The organism is Rivularia sp. PCC 7116, from assembly GCF_000316665.1.
In the GTDB taxonomy this organism is placed as follows: Bacteria; Cyanobacteriota; Cyanobacteriia; order Cyanobacteriales; family Nostocaceae; genus Rivularia.
Map to the genome: position 1 here is coordinate 2,271,969 of NC_019678.1, position 18,438 is coordinate 2,290,406.

Genomic DNA, 18,438 nt, shown 5'->3' on the forward strand with positions numbered 1-18,438 from the left:
AAATTATTATGGCAAATAACAGACGTAGAGATTTTGGTGTTGACTATTCTCAACCGGGTCAATTAGCGACACAACAACAATTAGCGCAAATGTTACAGAACGCTCAACAAAATCAATATCCGACTCAACAGCCAACTACTATTAACGTTGAACCTACTTCAATACACCGCGAACAAGGTGTTACCGTCAATCATGTGAATTCTCCTAATAAACCGACTAGTAATCGAGTGCCAGAAATCTATGTACCCGTAACAGATTATTGGAAAGCGCATAGATTCCATCCTCACAACAATTTACGCTACTTTTGGTACATTTTCTATTGGCTAAAAGATGTGATTTCATCTCCCGTAGGTATTGCAATTGTGATGTTGTGGTTGGGGATTGGTGGAATTAATTTCTTACTAAATGGTAATTATTCTGGTCCTGGTTACGTGCAAAATAAAGAAATTAAATTAACACCAGAGAATGTACCTAATTTAACTCCGGTTGTCGATTTGGTGGATTGATGTTTGTCCGTATTACATTCTGGTTGATGCTATGTTTGTTCATTTCAGATATAGCTCAACCTGGATATCTCAAGTTTTGGCAACCCGATTTAACCGAAATTTCTATCACTAATATCAGGTTGCCTTCCCTAAAATTTAATAAAAACATCGAGAATAAATCTCCTCGTAAAACTTCTACTTGTCTCCCTCCAGAGAATGATTTAGAAGAAGTTCTTCAAGCAAAATTTGGTTGCCAAAATGCGACTCCTCATTGATTTCAGTTTTGGCATTAATAAAAATGATGCCGATTCTATAAAACTAATTTCTCCTAATTGGAAGTATGCTTTTTTGACATTAATTTTAGCTAGCTGTATTTCTATTAAACCGATATCTATGTGGTTTGATAACCAACTTTTAGTGCAGCAATTTCGTCAAACTCATACTCTAAAGAACAGTAAGGGAGAGAGGGTTGTGAGTAATGCGATCGCATGGGCTGGGAAATCCTATAAACCCGGTCAAAAAGAGCGTTGTGCAGATTTTGTTCGCTTTGTATTGCGCCAGTCAAATATTCGCGTGGGAGTAACTCGCAAGCCCTGGGATGCTGGTAAGCAAAATCATAATGGTTCTTTAATGGCACGTTCTTTTTTTGGTAGCGATATTGGAATTATTCTTACCAACCCAAAGCAATTCCAAAAGGGAGATTTAATTGGTTTTACCAATACTTATGGCAATTTCAAAAGAGGTGCAATCACTCACGTTGGGATTTATGTGGGTGGGGGAAAGATAGTTGATAGAAGCACAATGATCGCACCAGTTAGGATACGAAATCTATTTTCATTCCCTAATTCTCAAATAATTGGAGTTCGTCCTCATGCTTATCAGAAGTAATATTTTGAGTATATTATTGATTGGTATTTTTATATTTCCACAACCCACTATTGCTTCAAATATTGGTACTCGGATTCGCAATGAAGCTGGATTTAGTAGCATTGAACTAGCTGCCCAAGAAGAGATGGGATGGAGCGATAAGCGACTGGTGAAATACGCCTCGGTTGCTTGTGGTTATATTGTAGATGGCAAATCAAATACGTTGCAATCTGTGTATAGATATTATTTTGGGAATTACAACCCATCGAAAGAGCCATATATAAAACATTCGCTGCGAAAAATACACGATTGGGCTAAAAAGCAACCGGAGTGCAATTGATGATTCGTCCTTGGCAGATTACAAGTTTTTCTTTACTAATGCTAATTACACCATTATTTGGAGTCTCAACATCTGAAAGTTTTAGTTTAGTGATTCCAATTCATAGAAATTATTTAGTCAATGAATTGTTTTCTGATATTAATAGTCCTGGTAATATTGCTATCTGCCACGCAGAGGGAAATTGTCAAAAAAATGGTGCATTTACTTCCCTGTATTATGGTCATATCGACCCATCAAAATTAGGCGGTAAGCGAGTATTAAATCAAGGATTTTGTAGTGATTATGGTAAAAGCAAAGCTGGTGATATAAATGCTGCTAATCGTGGTTGTTTGCGTAGAATGCAATCAAGATTGCCGCGACTAACTAATCTATTTAAACAGCAAAATATTGATATTAAACAACACAAAACAGCTTTCGTTAACTCTGTAGATTTATGGAATCAAGCTGCACCTAGAGTTAGTGATAATTTTCCGAAACTTTATGCAGCTAATATTCGTTATGGATTACCTGTTGATAGTGCTATTCGTAATGCAAGAGTTGATGCATTTAATCATCGAGCCAGAGGATTATTTAATATTTGTGGAAGAGAACCATATTACATAAATAGACTAGCATTTTACCAAAAATATTCAAGGTCATGGAAGCGTAAATGTATTGATATAGACCAAAACCGCAGAAGATTAGCAATTAATGCAGCACTAAAAAATAAAGGAGTTTTTGATTAATGCTAGCAGCAGGAGATGAACATAATTCGATACAAAATGCGATTATATATGCTTATAATCAAGGATTAGCTAAGGATGATATTTTAGAAGTTGTTAATTTTAGTTTACCAGATGATTTACATAACAAGGCAATTAGCATAATTGAGAATATAAATTCTAACTGTAATTCAAAATTACTTTATTTTAATGATTTACCGGAATTGTTCAATCTTATTTTTAATTTAGTTAATCAAGGTTTTAGCGAAGATGATATATTGAATCAATTATTTAATAAATGTGACCTAGAACAATTTGAATTTGCTAAGTATGCTTTGCGGTATATAGCGATTAATCGTATTCCCTCTGTGTGGGAATTAGATAATGTATATAACGAACTAATTAAGCTTGATATTAATGAATTAATTAAGCGATGCGAGGCTATTAAGAATCTACAGAATAAACAAGTTGCTTATCGGATAATATTACAAAATTTTTACAATGCATTTTGCGATGGAGAACCAATTAAGTGGTTTACTGATATTGCCCGTTCAACTACTGATGAAACAATCATAAAATATTGCGATCGCGCAGCTGTAATGATATCTAAAGCTCAAGGTGTGGAGCCAATTAACGCATTGGAATCAGCGAAAACAGATATTGAACAACTAAGCATATCAACAACTGAATCCGGAAAGCTGATTATAAATACCCTAGCTGAATTTAAGATAGCAGCAGAATATATTGATGCACAATGCGGTCCCACATTTAACCGCATCAAAATTAAACTTGGTAAAGGGGTGTCATTCAAGAAAATCCAAGATTTTGGTAACGACTTTGTGCAGCAGCTTGGAGACACTTTAAATATGGATACTTCACCAATGGTGTCCGTTGTTCGGGGTGGTGCTGCTATTGATATTCCTCGCAGCGATAGAGAAATTGTTTATTTCAAAAATTATGCTGATTTTTCATTACCTATAGATATACATAATGTTGTGATTCCCGGTGGTGTTGGTGTTGATGGAAAATACGTGGATATTCCCCTCTCAGATGAAAACGTGACTCATATCCTTGGTGGGGGAAGAACCAGAGGTGGTAAATCGCAATTCGAGAAAGCAGCAATACTTTATCTGGCACGTCGCTATCCCCCGTCAGTAGTCAAACTAGCTTTATCCGATGTTAAACGAGTGACTTTTAGCAAATTTTCTAAGTTACCCCATCTAATTGCACCCGTAGCAAAGGATGCAGCTTCGAGTGCAGAATTATTTAGTTTGTTAGTACAGCAAATGGAAGCCCGGTATCGGGAGTTTGAGAAAGTCGGTTGTGAGACGATAGCCGAATTTAACCGCAAGCATTACCCCGAATTGATTATGCCTCGGATAGCAAGTTTTACAGACGAATGTTTTGACTTACTAACTGATAAAGATTACTGCGACTCTATTGAACTGGACATGATGAAACTTTTAGCTAAGGCTGGAGGTGCGGGTATTGACATAATGCTTTACACCCAACGCCCAGATAAAAACGTTATTAATCCTTTAATTAGGAGTAATTTTCCTGCTAAAACAGCATTCGCAACTACTCGTCCGGAAGATAGCTGTATTATTTTGGGTGACGATAATACCTTAGCTGCTAACTTATTAGGTTACGGAGATTTTTTATATAAAACTTCCACTCAAATTACTCGACTTCAAGCTCTTTATGTCGGTGATGCAGAAGAACCGGAATACTTTGAGCAGCTATTAGAAGAAGCAATCAATCAGGAAGACAATTTTACTGCTTGGGAACCAAATAATATTGAAGAGTTTTCTGACAGTGGAATCGGTAGTAAAGCAATTTTAAATAATGATTTTGCTGTTGAAGTAAATCTTGATGAACAGTCCAAGAATTCAATATTAAATTTATACAGTAAGGGTTATGCTATTCACGAAATTATCAAAGCAATATTTAATATTACTCGGCAAGATGGTAAAGATTATAAAAAATATCGTAGTGCTGTAGAAAACTTTTTAAATAATGAAGGTAATAAATAAAATGATTGAGCAAGATTCTAACAACAATAAAGCAGCACTTGATTATGCTATAAAAACATTAAAGTATTATGCAAATATCACAAATTGGGGAATCATATCCAGTTATGGTCACAGAAAAACTAATAGATGGATAGGAGAAGGGGAAGGAGTAGAACTCGCTGAAGAAGCTTTAAGAAAAATAGAATTAATTTTAAGTAATGAATAGGCAATTCTGGTGATCCAAAAAACAAGTTCAATTCTTGCTATTGCCATTGGAAGTTTTTTAAGTACCGAAATCGAATTAATTGCTATTTAAAATACTGCATTTTTAGTAGATAGTAGGTTTAACAAAAAGCTTTCAATATCCTGCGTTGTGCGGGGCTAAGTAATTAGTTAAAACACAATGTATGGAGGTTTATGATGTTACGAAGAAGATTATCAAAGTTAACAAGTGTTTTAACAGATGTTAACTGTGTAATTGGGGGGTTATCTTTTCTTGCTGTATTTACTGGTTCGTTAGCTGCCATAATTGGTGTTGGAGGATATTCTCTAGAAAAGCTTGGCGTTCTTAAAGAAGAAGATACTTGGGAACAAGTTTGGGCTTTTGCTATTGTTTCTTCCACTGTCGGTTTGGCAGGTAGTAGTGTTGCTGCTACATCGGGAGCGTTTTTACGTTGCCGGAACATACAAGCAGAAGATCATAAATATACGGAAGCATCTAAGAATCTTAATTCATCTACAAGCTTCAAGTTAGCAATGACTCGCGATATGTTTGTGATGTGTCGTGATGATGGTAAGGAAGAAGAAAGTAAACAGAAGGTTTACACATATTATTTTTTGGAAATCAAAGGTAATCCACCAATAAGCGGATTGATGGTATCAAGAATGCAATCAAATTCAGTAGCTGTATGCGACTGCATTTCTTTAGAAGATGAACAAAAACTAATGCTAATCCATGAAAACCCTGGGGAAAGTCCCAGGTTAATTGGGAAAACCTTTTCTAGTTATCAACCATTACCGACAGAAGCATTACGCGAACACTTGGATATTTATAATCCATACCTATATGCACTTCAAAGCAAAGACTTTGAACCATGTAATCTAGAATCTTGCAAAGGCTGTCAGCATTTGCACGGCAAGGATAAGATAGTTTGTGGCATATATGCTTATGGATGGAATGGTATTGACTGCCCAGATAAGGTTTGGGATAAAAGAAGTGCAATTCGTCGGTTTGAAGATGAAGCCGCTATTGAATCCTTGAGTAAAGGATTTGATGAATGGAAAATCTTTAAATATGACTATTTAATTAGTCTCTTTCATCCTAAAACATACAGCCAATTTAGCTTTGATTTTGATGGTAAGCTTCTTTCTTATTCTAAAACGCTAGATGGGCTTGAAGAAGGCAATATTGTTGATTATGTCTACTTCTTACGTCGCTCTCGACAATTTCAGTATGATTATTCACACGCTGATTTTATCGAACAAGCAAGTTTCTTTCTTGACGAAGCAGATGCAACAATTAGTGTGGATGACTTTAAGATATTTGTAAAAGAGAAAGACTCAAATATTGTCCATACTTTTTTACATAATGGTGAACCGTTTTTTGCCAATAACCCTGCTTGTCCTCCAAAGCTTAAAGACAACTACAATTTATCTACGTTAATTGACTTCTTGTATAACGGCATGGATGAATTGGATTCTTAGCTTGAATTTTCTGATTAAATCTTTTAAAACCTCCACCTTTAATTTCTAGTTATTAGTGGCGGTACGTAACTACTTAGTACGGGGGATTTTCCCCCACTACTGGGTAGTAATCGATAACCGCTACCCAATTGTTATTAATTAAAGGAAATTGCAATGTTTACAACCCGATTTGTTACAACTCCCGAAATTGTTTGTACTATCAACGATTTATTGTTTCCCGTCTTCTTGTTTTGTTTGATATTTGGGTGTTTATGCTATCTAACTTACGATTATGAACAACATCATAAATCCTCCGAAATTGATAGCAAGTCCGATTGCATTGAAGTGACTAAAATGCAATCTGAATCGAAAAGAAGTCAAGTAATAAAAGAAGAAGTAATGACAATTGTGGAGAAGGATAAGCAAGCTAAGTTGTTAATTGATTTGGGTATCCGAAACCTACGCTTGTTTTGTAAGCAACAGCAAATTAAAGGTTATTCCACTGCTTATAAAAGAGGAAAGATGAAAGGTTTAGCTGAGTTTTTGCTTAGTCAAGGATACTTTTATTCGGATATTGCAATTGCGTTGAAATAAACGATTTTTAAATTAGCCCCGTAAGACGAAGGATAAATTTAATGAATCAACTATTCAAATTTCCGATTATTTATTGGATTTCAATCAATATGCCTTCATATTAGACTGAATATAAAAAGCTAAGTTCCCAATATTATCGCTATAATGCCTACAGACAAAACATTTCACCATATTATCCGAAATGATAATGTGGTAATACAACACTCATAAAACCACTATTAATTACCTAGACGGTTATGCTCGTGGCAGATAAAAAATTAAATGAAAGTCAATACGGCAATTTGCCGTATATCATATTTAATTTTGCATTCATTTCTAAGATGCTGTAATAATTCTTCCTAAGTACTTGAGTATTTTTAAAACTTCGTTAAGATTATTTCGATACTGCGACCTAGTTGAAAACAAATCGGAAACACCATATTGTTTACCTAAAGTTTTGACAAACAAATGGCTGCTACCATTGGTTATCATTCCGTAAAGAGGTTGTTCTGTTTTTGGATGAGCCGCCATATAAGCTAGTGTCTGAGGAATTGCTAACTCCAAATCAAAGGTCGTCTTCTTCGATTCAACTAGTACAATCCACAATTTACACTGTAAAACTAAAGCATCAATACGTCCTCGTAAAATTTCTTCGTTATCTCCTAATGCTTCAATTTCCACAGATACTTCGGTTTTAAACCTATAAGGTGACTGATAGAAACCCGCTAGTTCCAATAACGGTGAAAGCACCATCATTTTAATAGTTTCTTCTAAAAGACTTCCATCCGAAATTTGGTAAAGATAATTTTGTCGAACTTGTTTCAATCTTATTTATTCTGCTTCACTTAATTGAGGTAAATCAGCCATCCATTCGGTGAAAAATTGGCGCTCATCACTAAGTTTTAAACCCAGTTTATCTTCAACTTGATGAAGAGTAGTGATATTTTCTGCAATGGCTATGTTAATTGTCATATTTGTGTTTGAACTGCTTATTATTTGTTAAATTGAAATTTTTTACCGTCTTTGAATAATCTAAAATTCTGGTACAAACAATTCCTTAGTTGCTCCAGCATAATGCTCATAAATCATCTTAGGACTAGTCCCAACTAACTTAGCTACATCCTTTGCATCGAGCATCTTGGTTCTTCCATCTGGAGTCGGAATTGGTGTTTCTAAGGCAGCTGTAATAAAAGTATGCCTGGTTTGATAAAGTTTACGATACTCTATGGTGCCACTTAATTCTTGAAGCACCGAACGCCATACTCTATTCGTAAGGTTATGCACATCAATCCATTTACCTTTGGGAGAAGGAAATACTTTAGTCTCACCAGTCGCATTTTCCGGTTTTATAGACTCTAGAAGTGCTGCAAGTTTCTTGTTTGCTGGAAATGAACGCTTCTTCTGAGTCTTCAATCCTTTTTTACAAACCACTCCGTTTTCTGCTTCAACTACTGCTTGCTCAAATCGTATTGTTCTGAAGTCATCTGAAATATGCTTCCATTGCAAAGCAACAGCTTCTGATGGTCTGCATCCGCTCATGAACAGGAATTCTATTAGCGGAGCGTAATGATTGTAAAAGTGGTTATCCTTGAAGCTTTGAATTATCTTGTCCCTTTCTTCCAAACTGAAAGGATTAATATCCGAACCATCAGATTGACTTTTAGGGATTTTGATTTCACTCGCCATTCCAAAAAACGGATTGTGACTAATCATCTGGGATTTTAGCGCCCATTGACAACAAGCTGCTAATTGCGTGAGTATCCTTTTCGCAGAATTAGCTGTTTTGTTCGCAACCAACCAATCACGGATGGCGATCGCATCCTTTAAGGATTTGCTTGGCAACTTTAATTCGATGCAACGAGCGATTTTAGTATAATCCTTTGCCAAAGTACTTGGGGATAAGCTTGAGCGCTTAAAATCCGTATATTTATCCCACAACTTCACTAAACTTGGTTGAGACGCAGATGGTGTAGAAGATGGTGTAAATGGTGTAATTTCCTTTGAATCGATTTGTGACTTGTATTTATCCAAATCCTTGGGGTCAAACCGCTCAAACAAAATATCTTTTTCAATTTCCGAAGCCTTCAATTTAGCTAACTTCCGATGATGCGGCGTATCGGGATAGCCAGTAGAAATATAATACCGCTTGCGAGCAAAGTGAAATCTTAGCTGCAAACGACCATTAGAAAGAATTACCGATACAGAACCTTTAGAAGCCCTGCCAGTTGGTGTTTTAGAAGCCATGAGTTAAGAAGGTGTAATCTACCTTCTAGTTTACACAAGGATTACACCATCTTTACACCATTTTTTTATCCAAATCGACCTAAAGATATCCAATAATTTGATTACACCTTCTTTAAGTCGTCCTCCGAAACCCTTGCTCCACAGGTGAGAACGTCGGAATTTCGGTAATGCCAGGAACGAGACTTGAACTCGTGACACGAGGATTTTCAGTCCTCTGCTCTACCAACTGAGCTATCCCGGCAGGGTTATTTGACCCATGACTAAAGAATATAGCAAACTTGTCTTTCTTTTGCAAGAGTTTCGTCAAAAAATATATTTGAGGGACTTCCAGAAAATAAATTATCCCAAGTCGATAATAATAATCACTCTCGTAGCCCTCCTTACCTCACATGTAGTATTTTAATAATAAGTAGGCTTTTGGGTACGCTCCACTACACTTAATTCAATAACTTGAGTGAATTAAGAGACAATTGGCTATTCAAATATATTCGGGTGTAGGTAAATGAAATTTATCGGTATTGATTTGGGTTGGCAATCTCAACCAAGCGGCTTATGTTTTTTAGAATTAATAGATGGAAAGCTGCAATTACAAGATTTAGATAGAAAAGATGAGATTGCAGATATCCTCGTTTGGGTTGATAATTGCGTTCAAGCTCCCGAAAGCGCTATTATCGGCGTTGATGCACCAACTCTTATCCCCAATGCTACCGGAAGTCGCTTACCCGACAAGTTGACTCACAAACACTTTGGTAAATACCACGCTGGATGTTACCCCGCAAATCTTGGTTTGCCTTTTGCTCAACGCACGGTAAATTTTGGTTTAGAATTAGAGTCTCGCGGGTATCTCCATGCACCAACTATTGAAGCGCAAAAGCTTGGTAGATATCAAATTGAAGTATTCCCGCATCCTGCGATAGTTAAGCTTTTCGGCTTAGACCGCATCCTCAAATATAAAAAAGGAAAAATAGGCGATCGCCATCTTGAACTTAAGAAGCTTTATAATTACATCACCGAAATTTTACCTACTTTGGAGCCAAGTTTGAATATAGAAAATAACTCGCATTTTTTAAAGTTTGATTTTTTAAGTTCAATTTGTACCGGTAAAATTCTTAAAGCAGCAGAAGACAAACTTGATAGTCTTATTTGTGCTTATATCGCTGCTTATTGGTGGTATTGGGGAGAACAGCGAAATCTGGTTTTAGGAGATGAAAGTACTGGTTATATTGTGATTCCGGCGGAGAGTAGAAGAGAGGTTTTAGAGAGGGAGAGGGAAAATAAATTTTAGGAAGTAGAAGCACCCAGGATAAAACCAAATTTACCTCCTAATTTATCTTGTATCAGAATCAGATTTGCTAAATATTGACCGGATTTACCTTACTAAAGGTACTTGTATTAATATTTTGATTCCATTTTAGTTTATGTAAATTAAAAAATACTATTGTGATTTCAATTTCTTAGGATAGGGATTTTTGTAAATACATTTAAAATTTTTACATTTTTTGAATTTATTCCGGCTTGGAACTAAGTTTCTAGATAATAAATATAGAAACTTGTAATGAATAATATCTTTAGCATCCATAATATACTTTGATTTCTGCGTTGCGCGATGGCTTCACAGATAAACCCTCTAAATAACTTATTCTTTGTAGGTTAACTAATAACTATTAGAAAATCATATGTAAAAAGTCATGTAAAGGCATTACTAAAGTCATGTTATTTTATCGCGGAGAATATCTTAATATATTTTATGACTGGATGGGCAAAATTTAATTGCACCTAAAAATATGAGTAATCGCGCAATTTCTATACCCAAGGCTGTAAGATATGCGGAATGGGTGATTTTAGTTGTACTCTTCTTGATTATATTATTTATAATATCACTTCCAATTGATGCTCCTACAGATTACCCACAACCATTAATCCCCCATAATTTTGTATTTGGTTCTTTATCAATCTGTGCATTACTAAGTTTTGTATTTCCAATCAATCGTCCTCTATGGCAAAGAAGAGTCTATATATTTATAGAAATACTATTAATTCTTCCATGCTATTTAATGGGATGGGACCTTAATATATTATTATTCTTATATATTGCGAAAAGTTGTTTTTTGTTGAATCGTCCCTTAGATGCAATCGTCACAGCTACAGTTAGTTGTCTAACGGCTGTATTTTTATATATATCCAATTTTATTTATCGCTTTGAAGCAATGAGACATTACTGGATGTCCCATGCCGATAAATTATTAACTTTAGAGCGGATGATTCCGCAGACTTTGGTTCCTAGCTTGGGTATTTACTTCATTTCCTGTGTGTTTGTAATTATGTTTTGCTATCTTGCTATTGCAGAACAAAAAAGCCGTAAGAAAGCGGAAAAATTAACTCAGGAAGTAGAAGCTTTAGCATCTAAGTTAGAAAGACATCGTATAGCTCGCGATATTCATGATTCCTTGGGACATACTCTCACAACTCTTGACGTACAGTTGGAGTTAGCCAATACATTAGCAAAACGTCAACCGGAAAATGCTTTACAAGCTCTCGATACTTGCAAACAACTGTCTTCTCAATGTTTGGTAGAAGTGAGACGAGCGGTACGAACAATGCGGTTTGCCACTTTTAATTTGAACGAAGCTTTACAAACTTTAGTTGAGCAGGTACGAAAAAATCGCAGTTTGGACATTTGTATGGAAATCAAATTACCGAATTTACCTTTACAAACTGCCCAGCAATTATATTGTATAACCAAAGAAGGATTAACCAATATTCAAAAACATGCTGATGCTTCTAAAGTGACTTTACGCGGAGAAACTAAGTTTAATAATATAGTTTTGGAAATAGTTGATAATGGTAAAGGCTTTAATCCCGATTCTCCTCAGGCTGGATTTGGTTTAAAAGGAATGCAAGAGCGCGTAGATGTTTTGGCTGGAGAGATGATAATTAAGAGTGGAAACACCAAGGGAACTTGTATTCAAGTTTTAATTCCTTTTTTAAAAATAAGCAGGGAATAAGAATAAAGAAAATAAAAAAGCATATTTAATCGGTTTTTATTGCAGTTAAACGGGGAAAGCAATTCCCACAGCCCAAGGGCGTGAAAGTCTTGCTATCCCTGCCTTTATAGTTTAAAGTCCAGGAAGCTTGCCTAATCCTTGCCTAACAGACTGTAAATAATGGCTATAAAATACGTTTTTTGGCTGCCAAGATAAAAACTTTGGCAGCTATTGTTATTGGTCAGATTTTATTAATTATTGCTATAACAATTGATTGATGTATTAGAAACAACATTGCTATGGCAGAACCAGTTTTAACCGAGATTTTTGGCGCTAATGCGATTCAAGACGCTAATTCTTTGACTATTGATAAAAACGATTTAGTCGCCATTGGGTTAACTCCTAGCGCTACGAATACGGCGGAAAGTTTGCTCGCGGCAATTATTGCGATCGCGCAGCAAACCCTAACCGCAGTTAGGCAAGATACGCACCCAGAGCAATCGGTAGTTATAGAGGATAGCTTAGAGTCCTTGGTTACGAGGGGAGACCAAGTTTACCGCCAATTAACCAAAACCATTAGTTTTGAGAAACCCGATAGTCAATCGGCATTCGATCCAGATGACTATTAATTTAAGCTTGCAGCAGTTGTTTGGTGAAAATGCGGTTAGCGATGCAAATTATTTAATTATTAATAAAAATGATTTGAATTTATCTAGCGATGCTAACAATAACTCCGAACAACTTTTAGCTGCAATTATTAAGAGGGGTTTTGATAATTTTGAAGGATACATTACTACCGAAACTGGAGCGGTAATAACTGATGAGAAGAATAGACCTATCAGTTATAACAACTCTAATTTATATCACTCAAATATTGAATTATGGAGAAGACAGTTATTCAGTGATAGGTATCAGCATATTTTTGTTGTTGAGATGGATGAATTGTAATGCAAATAGACAGCTTACCCTATAAAGAGAATTTAGATAAAGAAGACATTATTTTAGTGCAAGACATAATTACCAAAGCTTCCATGCATTCTAAAGCTGGTAATTTACAGGGGAATACTGGTGAGTGGTTGGTTACTAGCGAGAATTTGACTATTAGTAAAGGATTGTTGATTTGCGATACTGTTAATTCCGATATAACTATTACCGTACCCGTCCCTAGTTCAAACAATTATTTGCAGGTTGTAAACCACGGTCAGAGAAATATTTATTTTGATTTTTCTGGAGCGAGTTTAGACGGTCAATCGTTGACTAATACAATTATTTCTCTCACTCCTGAAAGTAAATTCGTAAGGTTAGCTTACGTTACCGGCATTGGCTGGATAGATATAGAATCAAAATTAAATAAAGCTTTTGTAGGTGGATATGTTCCGGGAGCTAAATTAATACTCAAAGGGCAATTAAATGATTTGAGCGGTAATAACAATCATGCGGTTCCTATTGGTAGTAATGCTCCGACTATTGCTACGGGTATTGATGGTAAAAGCGTGCTTCGTTGGGATGGCAGCGGTACCCAAGAATTAGAGGTACCTTATTTTTTAGCCGGTACAAATGGCGCGACTTTATATTGCGTATATACGGCTAACGATGAAGAAAATTACAATTTAGCTCGGACTAGAGGTATAGATGATTATTGGCGTTTTGTATATGGTGAAGGGTATATCGGTACTTTTTTAAGCTACCGCCTGTCTGGATATCCTCCCAATATGCCTAGCAACGGTCATCATTTGGTTAGTATTCATGCCGATGCTAGCAGCTACGAATTACTTTTGAATAATGCTTCTGAGGGGGTGAGAAGCGATTCTTACGATTCGGGCGATAGATTTATAATATCTCCCAACGATAAAACTTTTAAGGGTGATATTGCTCTGATGATTTGCTACCCATTTTATATTGATAAAACTAGTACGGAACATAGCACCAACGTTTCTGTTATTAGCGACGAATTTCCATCCTTAATCTTGACATGACTTTTAAATGTAGCGGTGAATTGCATTGCGAAAATAGTGCAGAAGCCAAACTAACAATATATTTTGAAGAGAAGAAGCAAGATGAATTTAAGGTCAAACAGCTACCGATATGTGTAGAAGAAAATCAAGTAAATACATCAATAGATATAAAGGTTTTTAGGTTTTGGAGCGAAGAGTTTGACCACGATAGTAATGAAATAAATATTATTTTTGAACATTACGCCTGCGGCTATAATGCTACCTACGATTCATCTAATGAATTAGCAAATAATGGGGCATATTTAATAGTCGATGAAGAAATTCAAAACGATGCAAGCTATTATTATTGGAGCGGTTTTGACGAGGGAAGAAACAAAACTTACTACAGGTATTTAGAGGAAGTAGATAAAATTCCCGAAACATCTGAAGGTAGCCTAACTGTTAATGATAAAAACTGCATTTTAGAAGGATGCGAGATAATTGTTTACGATAAAGACGGAAAGCAATTATATCAAAATACGGGCAAATCTCCTTGCAATGTGGAAATAGCTTGTGATGATGATTGTCCCAAAGGTTATTTAAAATGCGAGTCAAATAAATATCCCGGTTACTGCTGTTTACCTTGCAAAGATACGGCGAGTAAAATTAGGGATTTAGGTAATAAATTATGAGCGAATGCAGCGATATTACTAAAGCCTTAGAGGAACTATCTAAAAAAATAGATAACTACCAAAAAACAGTAGAAGCTAGGTTTGCAATTTTAAAGAATGACATTTCTAAGTTAGACGGTAGAGTTACCGCTGTAGAATCATCAGTTAAAACAGTTAACGTTAGGTTGAGTTCTTTAGAATTATATATTTCTTTTCTCCTAAAAAGCGGTGGAGGTAAAAACATTCGAGAGAGAACCAACAACGAAGATATACAAAGACAGTTGCGCTTATTAAAGCGTCAGATGTTAGCAGTTGAAAAATATATAAATGCCTTAGATATTGCAGGTAAACAAATAAATGGAGTTCTTAGAAACTTCACTAAAATATTTTCTATTTTTAAATAAATGCCTATACCCTCCACGCCATCTTATACCCAGATGCCCAATAACTTTAAGGAGTTATTGAATATTCAAAAAAACTATTTTAGAAAGTTTAGCGATGGTTTAACTAACATTACCAAAATTACAAAATTAACTAGTAAAAGAGTACAGCAAGTTAGTAAAACAGCCAAAGAAGTTTCTAAAGCGGCTAAAGAAGCTAAAAAAATAACCGATTTCCTCAAGAAAGGTAAATTTAAAAGTGTTAACCCTAAACTTGGTAATGCTATTGGTTTTGCGCTTAACTTAGCGAGTATCGGCTTAAGTTTGATGACCATTAACCAAGTAGGTAAATTACAAGCTACTCAAATAAAAATCGATGATATCCAAAGTAAGGACTTAGGCGATGCGTTTAGTAGAGCGGTTAATAATACTTCTAAATTAAGAAAAATAGAAAAAGAATTATTAGATTTTATCAAGCAGTATAAAGATGATAAAGATAGATTCTTTGCTGAAACTGGAGGATTGCAATCGGATGTAACAAGGAATCGAGAGTTATCAAAAACTGCCAAACAGCAAGCGAACGATGCGCTTTATGAAACTAGAGCCGGACGTACCAAAGTTGAAGCCAAAATTACTCAAGTCAACGATTATCTTAATGGGTTAAGAAACGATGTTATTTCTCAAAACATTGAATTGGCGACTAGAGCCAATCAAGCGTATCAAGTGGGGAATGATGCGCTCTACGAGGTAAGACAAGGAAGAAATATTTTAGAAGGTAAAATATCTAATTTAAGAGCAAGAATTGCGTCGATTGACCCGACAGTAAATTTAAATAACCTTGCGACGCGACTTAGAGAAACTAACGCTACGGTAACGCGAGTTTTAGAGCGAGCCAATTCAGCAGATAGAAAAGCCGATAAAGCTTTACAGACCAAAGTGCAACCGGGGCCGCGTGGTCTGGACGGGAAACCGGGACGTGATGGTAGACCGGGTAGAGACGGATTGCAAGGGCCTCGTGGGTTAACCGGCCCAGCGGGGGCACCGGGTAGAAATGGCATTAACGGAAAACCGGGAAGGGACGGTAAGGACGGTAAAGACGTGGATCAAAATCAATATAACGAGCTGCTAAAAAGAATTACTTTAATCCCTCCACTAATCGCTAAAGTTCCCGACAACACTATCAAGCAGATGCCTAAGCCACTAACCGGGCCGCAGGTTGAAGCAGCTACGGGTAAGGCGATGTGTAGAAGTACCGCACCCGGTGGTTGTATGAATCGTTCGCTTGGGAATACCGCCGATAGAATCAACCGCAATACTAACGGTTGGGGAAGAAATATACTCGATAAGTTGAACGCCGGTGCTAACGCTATTCAGTTGGGTCTACTGCAACGCATCGATAAAAAACTTGGGCCACAGTTACCCGGTGGAATGTCAAAGTTTTTAAATACGTTTAAAGAAAAGTTTGATAAGTTCGCTGAGTGGATTAAGTTAGACCGAATCTTGCTTACTCTAACTTGGGTAAATACATTGCATAACGCTTACATGTTAAGCAGTTCGCTAACAGATACCTTGTTTAATGCGGTTGATAATATTATTGGTATTTTTGTCAAAGATATAAATGGTAAACCTATCGATACTAGAGGATTTTTTGGCAAGCAAATTGATAGTTTTGCGGCAAGTTTATTTGGCGTTCAGTCGTGGAAAGATTTTAAAACCACATGGAAACAATACAACAGAATCTATCAAGCTACAGCAAATATGTTAAATAGAATTACTAGTATGTTTAATTCGGTATTTAATATATTTAATGTTATTGGTAATAGAATCAGTAGAATCGGAAACGCTCTAAGATGGTTTGGCGTAATAGCTGACAATGCATTTGGATCTATGAATGAAAGTAATAATTTTGGTAATCCAATCATTGATAGATTAACTAATTTAGAAGAGGCCGCAGAATCGATAGAACAAGTTAGTGGAGATATTTTAAATATCAAGGAAAATGCTGCCGAGCTTAAAAAAGATAAAGAAAATATCAAGAAGGAGATTAAGAAATTAGAGGAGATTGAAAAGAAAAAAGAAGAGAAAGAACGTAGTAGTTTGAAAATACCAGAAGTTAGAAGTACGGACGTAGCATGAGTAAATATGCATTTTCTAAATTACAAAAATTAATAAGGAGATACCACAATCTTCAGATAAAAAGGGAGATAGCTAAAAAAGATATAAAAAATACTAAAAAGAATATCTACCAGGAATTGTTAATTGAAAGCAATGATACTGCTCAATCGATGATTTTAAAAATACTATTTCTGTGGATATCTACCGGTAATTTAGATAAATTTATTTCTTCTACACTACCTTCTGGTTGGGCTATAAAACCGGGAGATTTCTTACCTCAACTTGTTGTAGTTTATCGGATAAGAGGTAAAACCAGGACGGGTAATTATGAATTAACTATTCCTCACTATAAGGGTAGTAGATATCCAGTTTTACCGTTTTATAAAAAAGGCTCTCACAAACTAACTTTGGTTTTAAAAGATGGGTCTAAGTTGATTATCAATGCTGCAACCGAGTCTGAGGGTAGAAGAGTGATATCTCAATACAGCAAATATGTTGACTCGAAGTTTTTAACGAACGACATCAGGCACACCGAAAACCAGTTGATCAAAGTTAACGATATGATACCCGTGCGTGCTGACTACTATCCAAGCGGACAAAATAACTCAAATCCGCTTTGGAGATTTTATCCTACAAATTAGTAGTGCGCGGGTGTTCAATGCCCGCGCATCAATACAAGGGTTTTCTAGGTATTTCCTCTCAAGACTTATTAATTTTGAATTGATTATGTTTTATATACACACCAACATTTCAAGAAGTAAACAAAGATGCCTGCACCATTTGCACAAACCGATTTAAATTCTGACAACCAGCCCGCTGCTTTGTTGGAGCTAGCTTTTCAGCTTCAAGCGTCCGAGTTGACAGTTCCCGAAGAAACTAGACCTAACAACTTAACTATTGCTATTGATGGAGAAGAAGGAACCGCTACAGTTACAGCTACCTTGCCTGTAGAATTTTCCCTCGATGCAAGCGGAAAGCCTATCGTAACTGCTACAGACTACATCCCAGTAGTTTAATTAGCAATCGTATGATAAGGAGGTTATAAAATGGCTGAATTAGGGCCAAGAGTAACAGTTGCCGTTGGCAAGGATTCTACGGGGAAAGCTATATATTCCTACATGCTAAAAAAGCACGCTGACTTTTTTAAGTTTCCAGGCGTGCAGAATAAAATCGTTACTAGAAAAAACAAAAAAGGAAAGCCAGTGGCAATCCGTGGGGCCATTGGACAAGGTCATATAAAAGTACCTACAGGCAAAAAATCCAAAAAGGGAGCCAAGAGGTATTATCAAATGCCTATGCCAGCAGGTATGACAATTGCAAAAATAGGTGAATTTTTAAAAACTGCATCCAAAAACAAACCCGACTCTTTTGTCACTGAGGATGGAGTTACCTATCCCATCAATACTAAATAATGGCACGGCTTAAACTAAGTCCTAGAAACTGGGCGCT

At 36.0% G+C, this 18,438-nt stretch carries 23 protein-coding genes and 1 tRNA gene; 20 read left to right on the top strand and 4 right to left on the bottom strand.

The genetic code is table 11. The features are described 5' to 3' along the window. The first annotated feature begins 8 nt into the window (after window positions 1–8). The 9 genes from RIV7116_RS08830 to RIV7116_RS08870 all read left to right on the top strand — a co-directional run bounded on the left by RIV7116_RS08830 (window position 9) and on the right by RIV7116_RS08870 (window position 6,682). Window positions 9–506, top strand: a complete 498-nt coding sequence (locus RIV7116_RS08830) for a hypothetical protein (RefSeq protein WP_015117948.1) — start codon at window positions 9–11, stop codon at window positions 504–506. Continuing rightward, on the top strand, window positions 506–760 hold the full coding sequence (locus RIV7116_RS08835) for a hypothetical protein (RefSeq protein ID WP_015117949.1): 255 nt from the start codon (window positions 506–508) through the stop codon (window positions 758–760). The genes RIV7116_RS08830 and RIV7116_RS08835 overlap by 1 nt, the downstream gene beginning before the upstream one ends. Beyond that, the gene (locus RIV7116_RS08840; protein WP_015117950.1) at window positions 744–1,373 is read left to right on the top strand and encodes a C40 family peptidase; all 630 of its coding nucleotides are present in this window, start codon (window positions 744–746) and stop codon (window positions 1,371–1,373) included. The genes RIV7116_RS08835 and RIV7116_RS08840 overlap by 17 nt, the downstream gene beginning before the upstream one ends. Beyond that, window positions 1,357–1,692 (top strand): hypothetical protein, encoded by a 336-nt coding sequence (locus tag RIV7116_RS08845; protein WP_015117951.1) that lies wholly within the window; start codon window positions 1,357–1,359, stop codon window positions 1,690–1,692. Before RIV7116_RS08840 ends, RIV7116_RS08845 begins: the two co-directional genes overlap by 17 nt. Continuing rightward, window positions 1,692–2,417: a hypothetical protein gene (locus RIV7116_RS08850; protein WP_015117952.1), complete on the top strand. Its 726-nt coding sequence runs from the start codon at window positions 1,692–1,694 to the stop codon at window positions 2,415–2,417. Before RIV7116_RS08845 ends, RIV7116_RS08850 begins: the two co-directional genes overlap by 1 nt. Beyond that, complete coding sequence (locus tag RIV7116_RS08855; RefSeq protein WP_015117953.1) at window positions 2,417–4,426, top strand: DNA translocase FtsK; 2,010 nt, start codon at window positions 2,417–2,419, stop codon at window positions 4,424–4,426. Before RIV7116_RS08850 ends, RIV7116_RS08855 begins: the two co-directional genes overlap by 1 nt. A gap of 1 nt (window position 4,427) precedes the next feature. Continuing rightward, on the top strand, window positions 4,428–4,631 hold the full coding sequence (locus tag RIV7116_RS08860; protein ID WP_015117954.1) for a hypothetical protein: 204 nt from the start codon (window positions 4,428–4,430) through the stop codon (window positions 4,629–4,631). A 191-nt stretch (window positions 4,632–4,822) separates the two neighbouring features. Then, complete coding sequence (locus tag RIV7116_RS08865; RefSeq protein ID WP_157229267.1) at window positions 4,823–6,109, top strand: hypothetical protein; 1,287 nt, start codon at window positions 4,823–4,825, stop codon at window positions 6,107–6,109. A 153-nt stretch (window positions 6,110–6,262) separates the two neighbouring features. After that, window positions 6,263–6,682: a hypothetical protein gene (locus RIV7116_RS08870; RefSeq protein ID WP_015117956.1), complete on the top strand. Its 420-nt coding sequence runs from the start codon at window positions 6,263–6,265 to the stop codon at window positions 6,680–6,682. 315 nt (window positions 6,683–6,997) lie between these two features. On the opposite strand, the gene RIV7116_RS08875 is transcribed toward RIV7116_RS08870, so the two are convergent. From RIV7116_RS08875 to RIV7116_RS08885, 4 genes are all read right to left on the bottom strand, one after another. Then, entirely contained in the window at window positions 6,998–7,486 is a 489-nt protein-coding gene (locus RIV7116_RS08875; protein ID WP_232435778.1) for a hypothetical protein, read from the bottom strand. 6 nt (window positions 7,487–7,492) lie between these two features. Continuing rightward, window positions 7,493–7,633, bottom strand: coding sequence for a hypothetical protein (locus RIV7116_RS36885; RefSeq protein WP_232435779.1), 141 nt, complete (start codon window positions 7,631–7,633; stop codon window positions 7,493–7,495). A gap of 60 nt (window positions 7,634–7,693) precedes the next feature. After that, the gene (locus RIV7116_RS08880) at window positions 7,694–8,905 is read right to left on the bottom strand and encodes an Arm DNA-binding domain-containing protein (RefSeq protein WP_015117957.1); all 1,212 of its coding nucleotides are present in this window, start codon (window positions 8,903–8,905) and stop codon (window positions 7,694–7,696) included. A 168-nt stretch (window positions 8,906–9,073) separates the two neighbouring features. After that, window positions 9,074–9,146, bottom strand: a tRNA-Phe gene (locus tag RIV7116_RS08885). A gap of 261 nt (window positions 9,147–9,407) precedes the next feature. Here RIV7116_RS08885 and RIV7116_RS08890 point away from each other — a divergent pair. The 11 genes from RIV7116_RS08890 (at window position 9,408) to RIV7116_RS08940 (ending at window position 18,401) form a co-directional block, all read left to right on the top strand. Beyond that, on the top strand, window positions 9,408–10,190 hold the full coding sequence (locus RIV7116_RS08890; RefSeq protein WP_015117958.1) for a DUF429 domain-containing protein: 783 nt from the start codon (window positions 9,408–9,410) through the stop codon (window positions 10,188–10,190). A gap of 823 nt (window positions 10,191–11,013) precedes the next feature. Next, a complete protein-coding gene (locus RIV7116_RS08895) occupies window positions 11,014–11,910 on the top strand; it encodes a sensor histidine kinase (protein ID WP_198287581.1) in 897 nt (298 codons plus the stop codon). A gap of 278 nt (window positions 11,911–12,188) precedes the next feature. Further along, complete coding sequence (locus tag RIV7116_RS08900) at window positions 12,189–12,518, top strand: hypothetical protein (protein WP_015117960.1); 330 nt, start codon at window positions 12,189–12,191, stop codon at window positions 12,516–12,518. Next, window positions 12,508–12,837 (top strand): hypothetical protein, encoded by a 330-nt coding sequence (locus tag RIV7116_RS08905; protein ID WP_015117961.1) that lies wholly within the window; start codon window positions 12,508–12,510, stop codon window positions 12,835–12,837. The genes RIV7116_RS08900 and RIV7116_RS08905 overlap by 11 nt, the downstream gene beginning before the upstream one ends. Next, window positions 12,837–13,865, top strand: a complete 1,029-nt coding sequence (locus RIV7116_RS08910) for a hypothetical protein (RefSeq protein ID WP_015117962.1) — start codon at window positions 12,837–12,839, stop codon at window positions 13,863–13,865. The genes RIV7116_RS08905 and RIV7116_RS08910 overlap by 1 nt, the downstream gene beginning before the upstream one ends. Then, a complete protein-coding gene (locus RIV7116_RS08915; RefSeq protein WP_015117963.1) occupies window positions 13,862–14,515 on the top strand; it encodes a hypothetical protein in 654 nt (217 codons plus the stop codon). The genes RIV7116_RS08910 and RIV7116_RS08915 overlap by 4 nt, the downstream gene beginning before the upstream one ends. Next, complete coding sequence (locus RIV7116_RS08920) at window positions 14,512–14,898, top strand: hypothetical protein (protein ID WP_015117964.1); 387 nt, start codon at window positions 14,512–14,514, stop codon at window positions 14,896–14,898. The genes RIV7116_RS08915 and RIV7116_RS08920 overlap by 4 nt, the downstream gene beginning before the upstream one ends. A 33-nt stretch (window positions 14,899–14,931) precedes the next feature. Continuing rightward, window positions 14,932–17,010, top strand: coding sequence for a collagen-like protein (locus RIV7116_RS08925; protein ID WP_044290836.1), 2,079 nt, complete (start codon window positions 14,932–14,934; stop codon window positions 17,008–17,010). After that, window positions 17,007–17,630 (top strand): hypothetical protein, encoded by a 624-nt coding sequence (locus tag RIV7116_RS08930; protein ID WP_015117966.1) that lies wholly within the window; start codon window positions 17,007–17,009, stop codon window positions 17,628–17,630. Before RIV7116_RS08925 ends, RIV7116_RS08930 begins: the two co-directional genes overlap by 4 nt. Before the next feature lie 126 nt (window positions 17,631–17,756). After that, window positions 17,757–18,005, top strand: coding sequence for a hypothetical protein (locus tag RIV7116_RS08935; RefSeq protein WP_015117967.1), 249 nt, complete (start codon window positions 17,757–17,759; stop codon window positions 18,003–18,005). 30 nt (window positions 18,006–18,035) lie between these two features. Continuing rightward, entirely contained in the window at window positions 18,036–18,401 is a 366-nt protein-coding gene (locus RIV7116_RS08940; RefSeq protein ID WP_015117968.1) for a hypothetical protein, read from the top strand. Window positions 18,402–18,438: the final 37 nt, after the last annotated feature.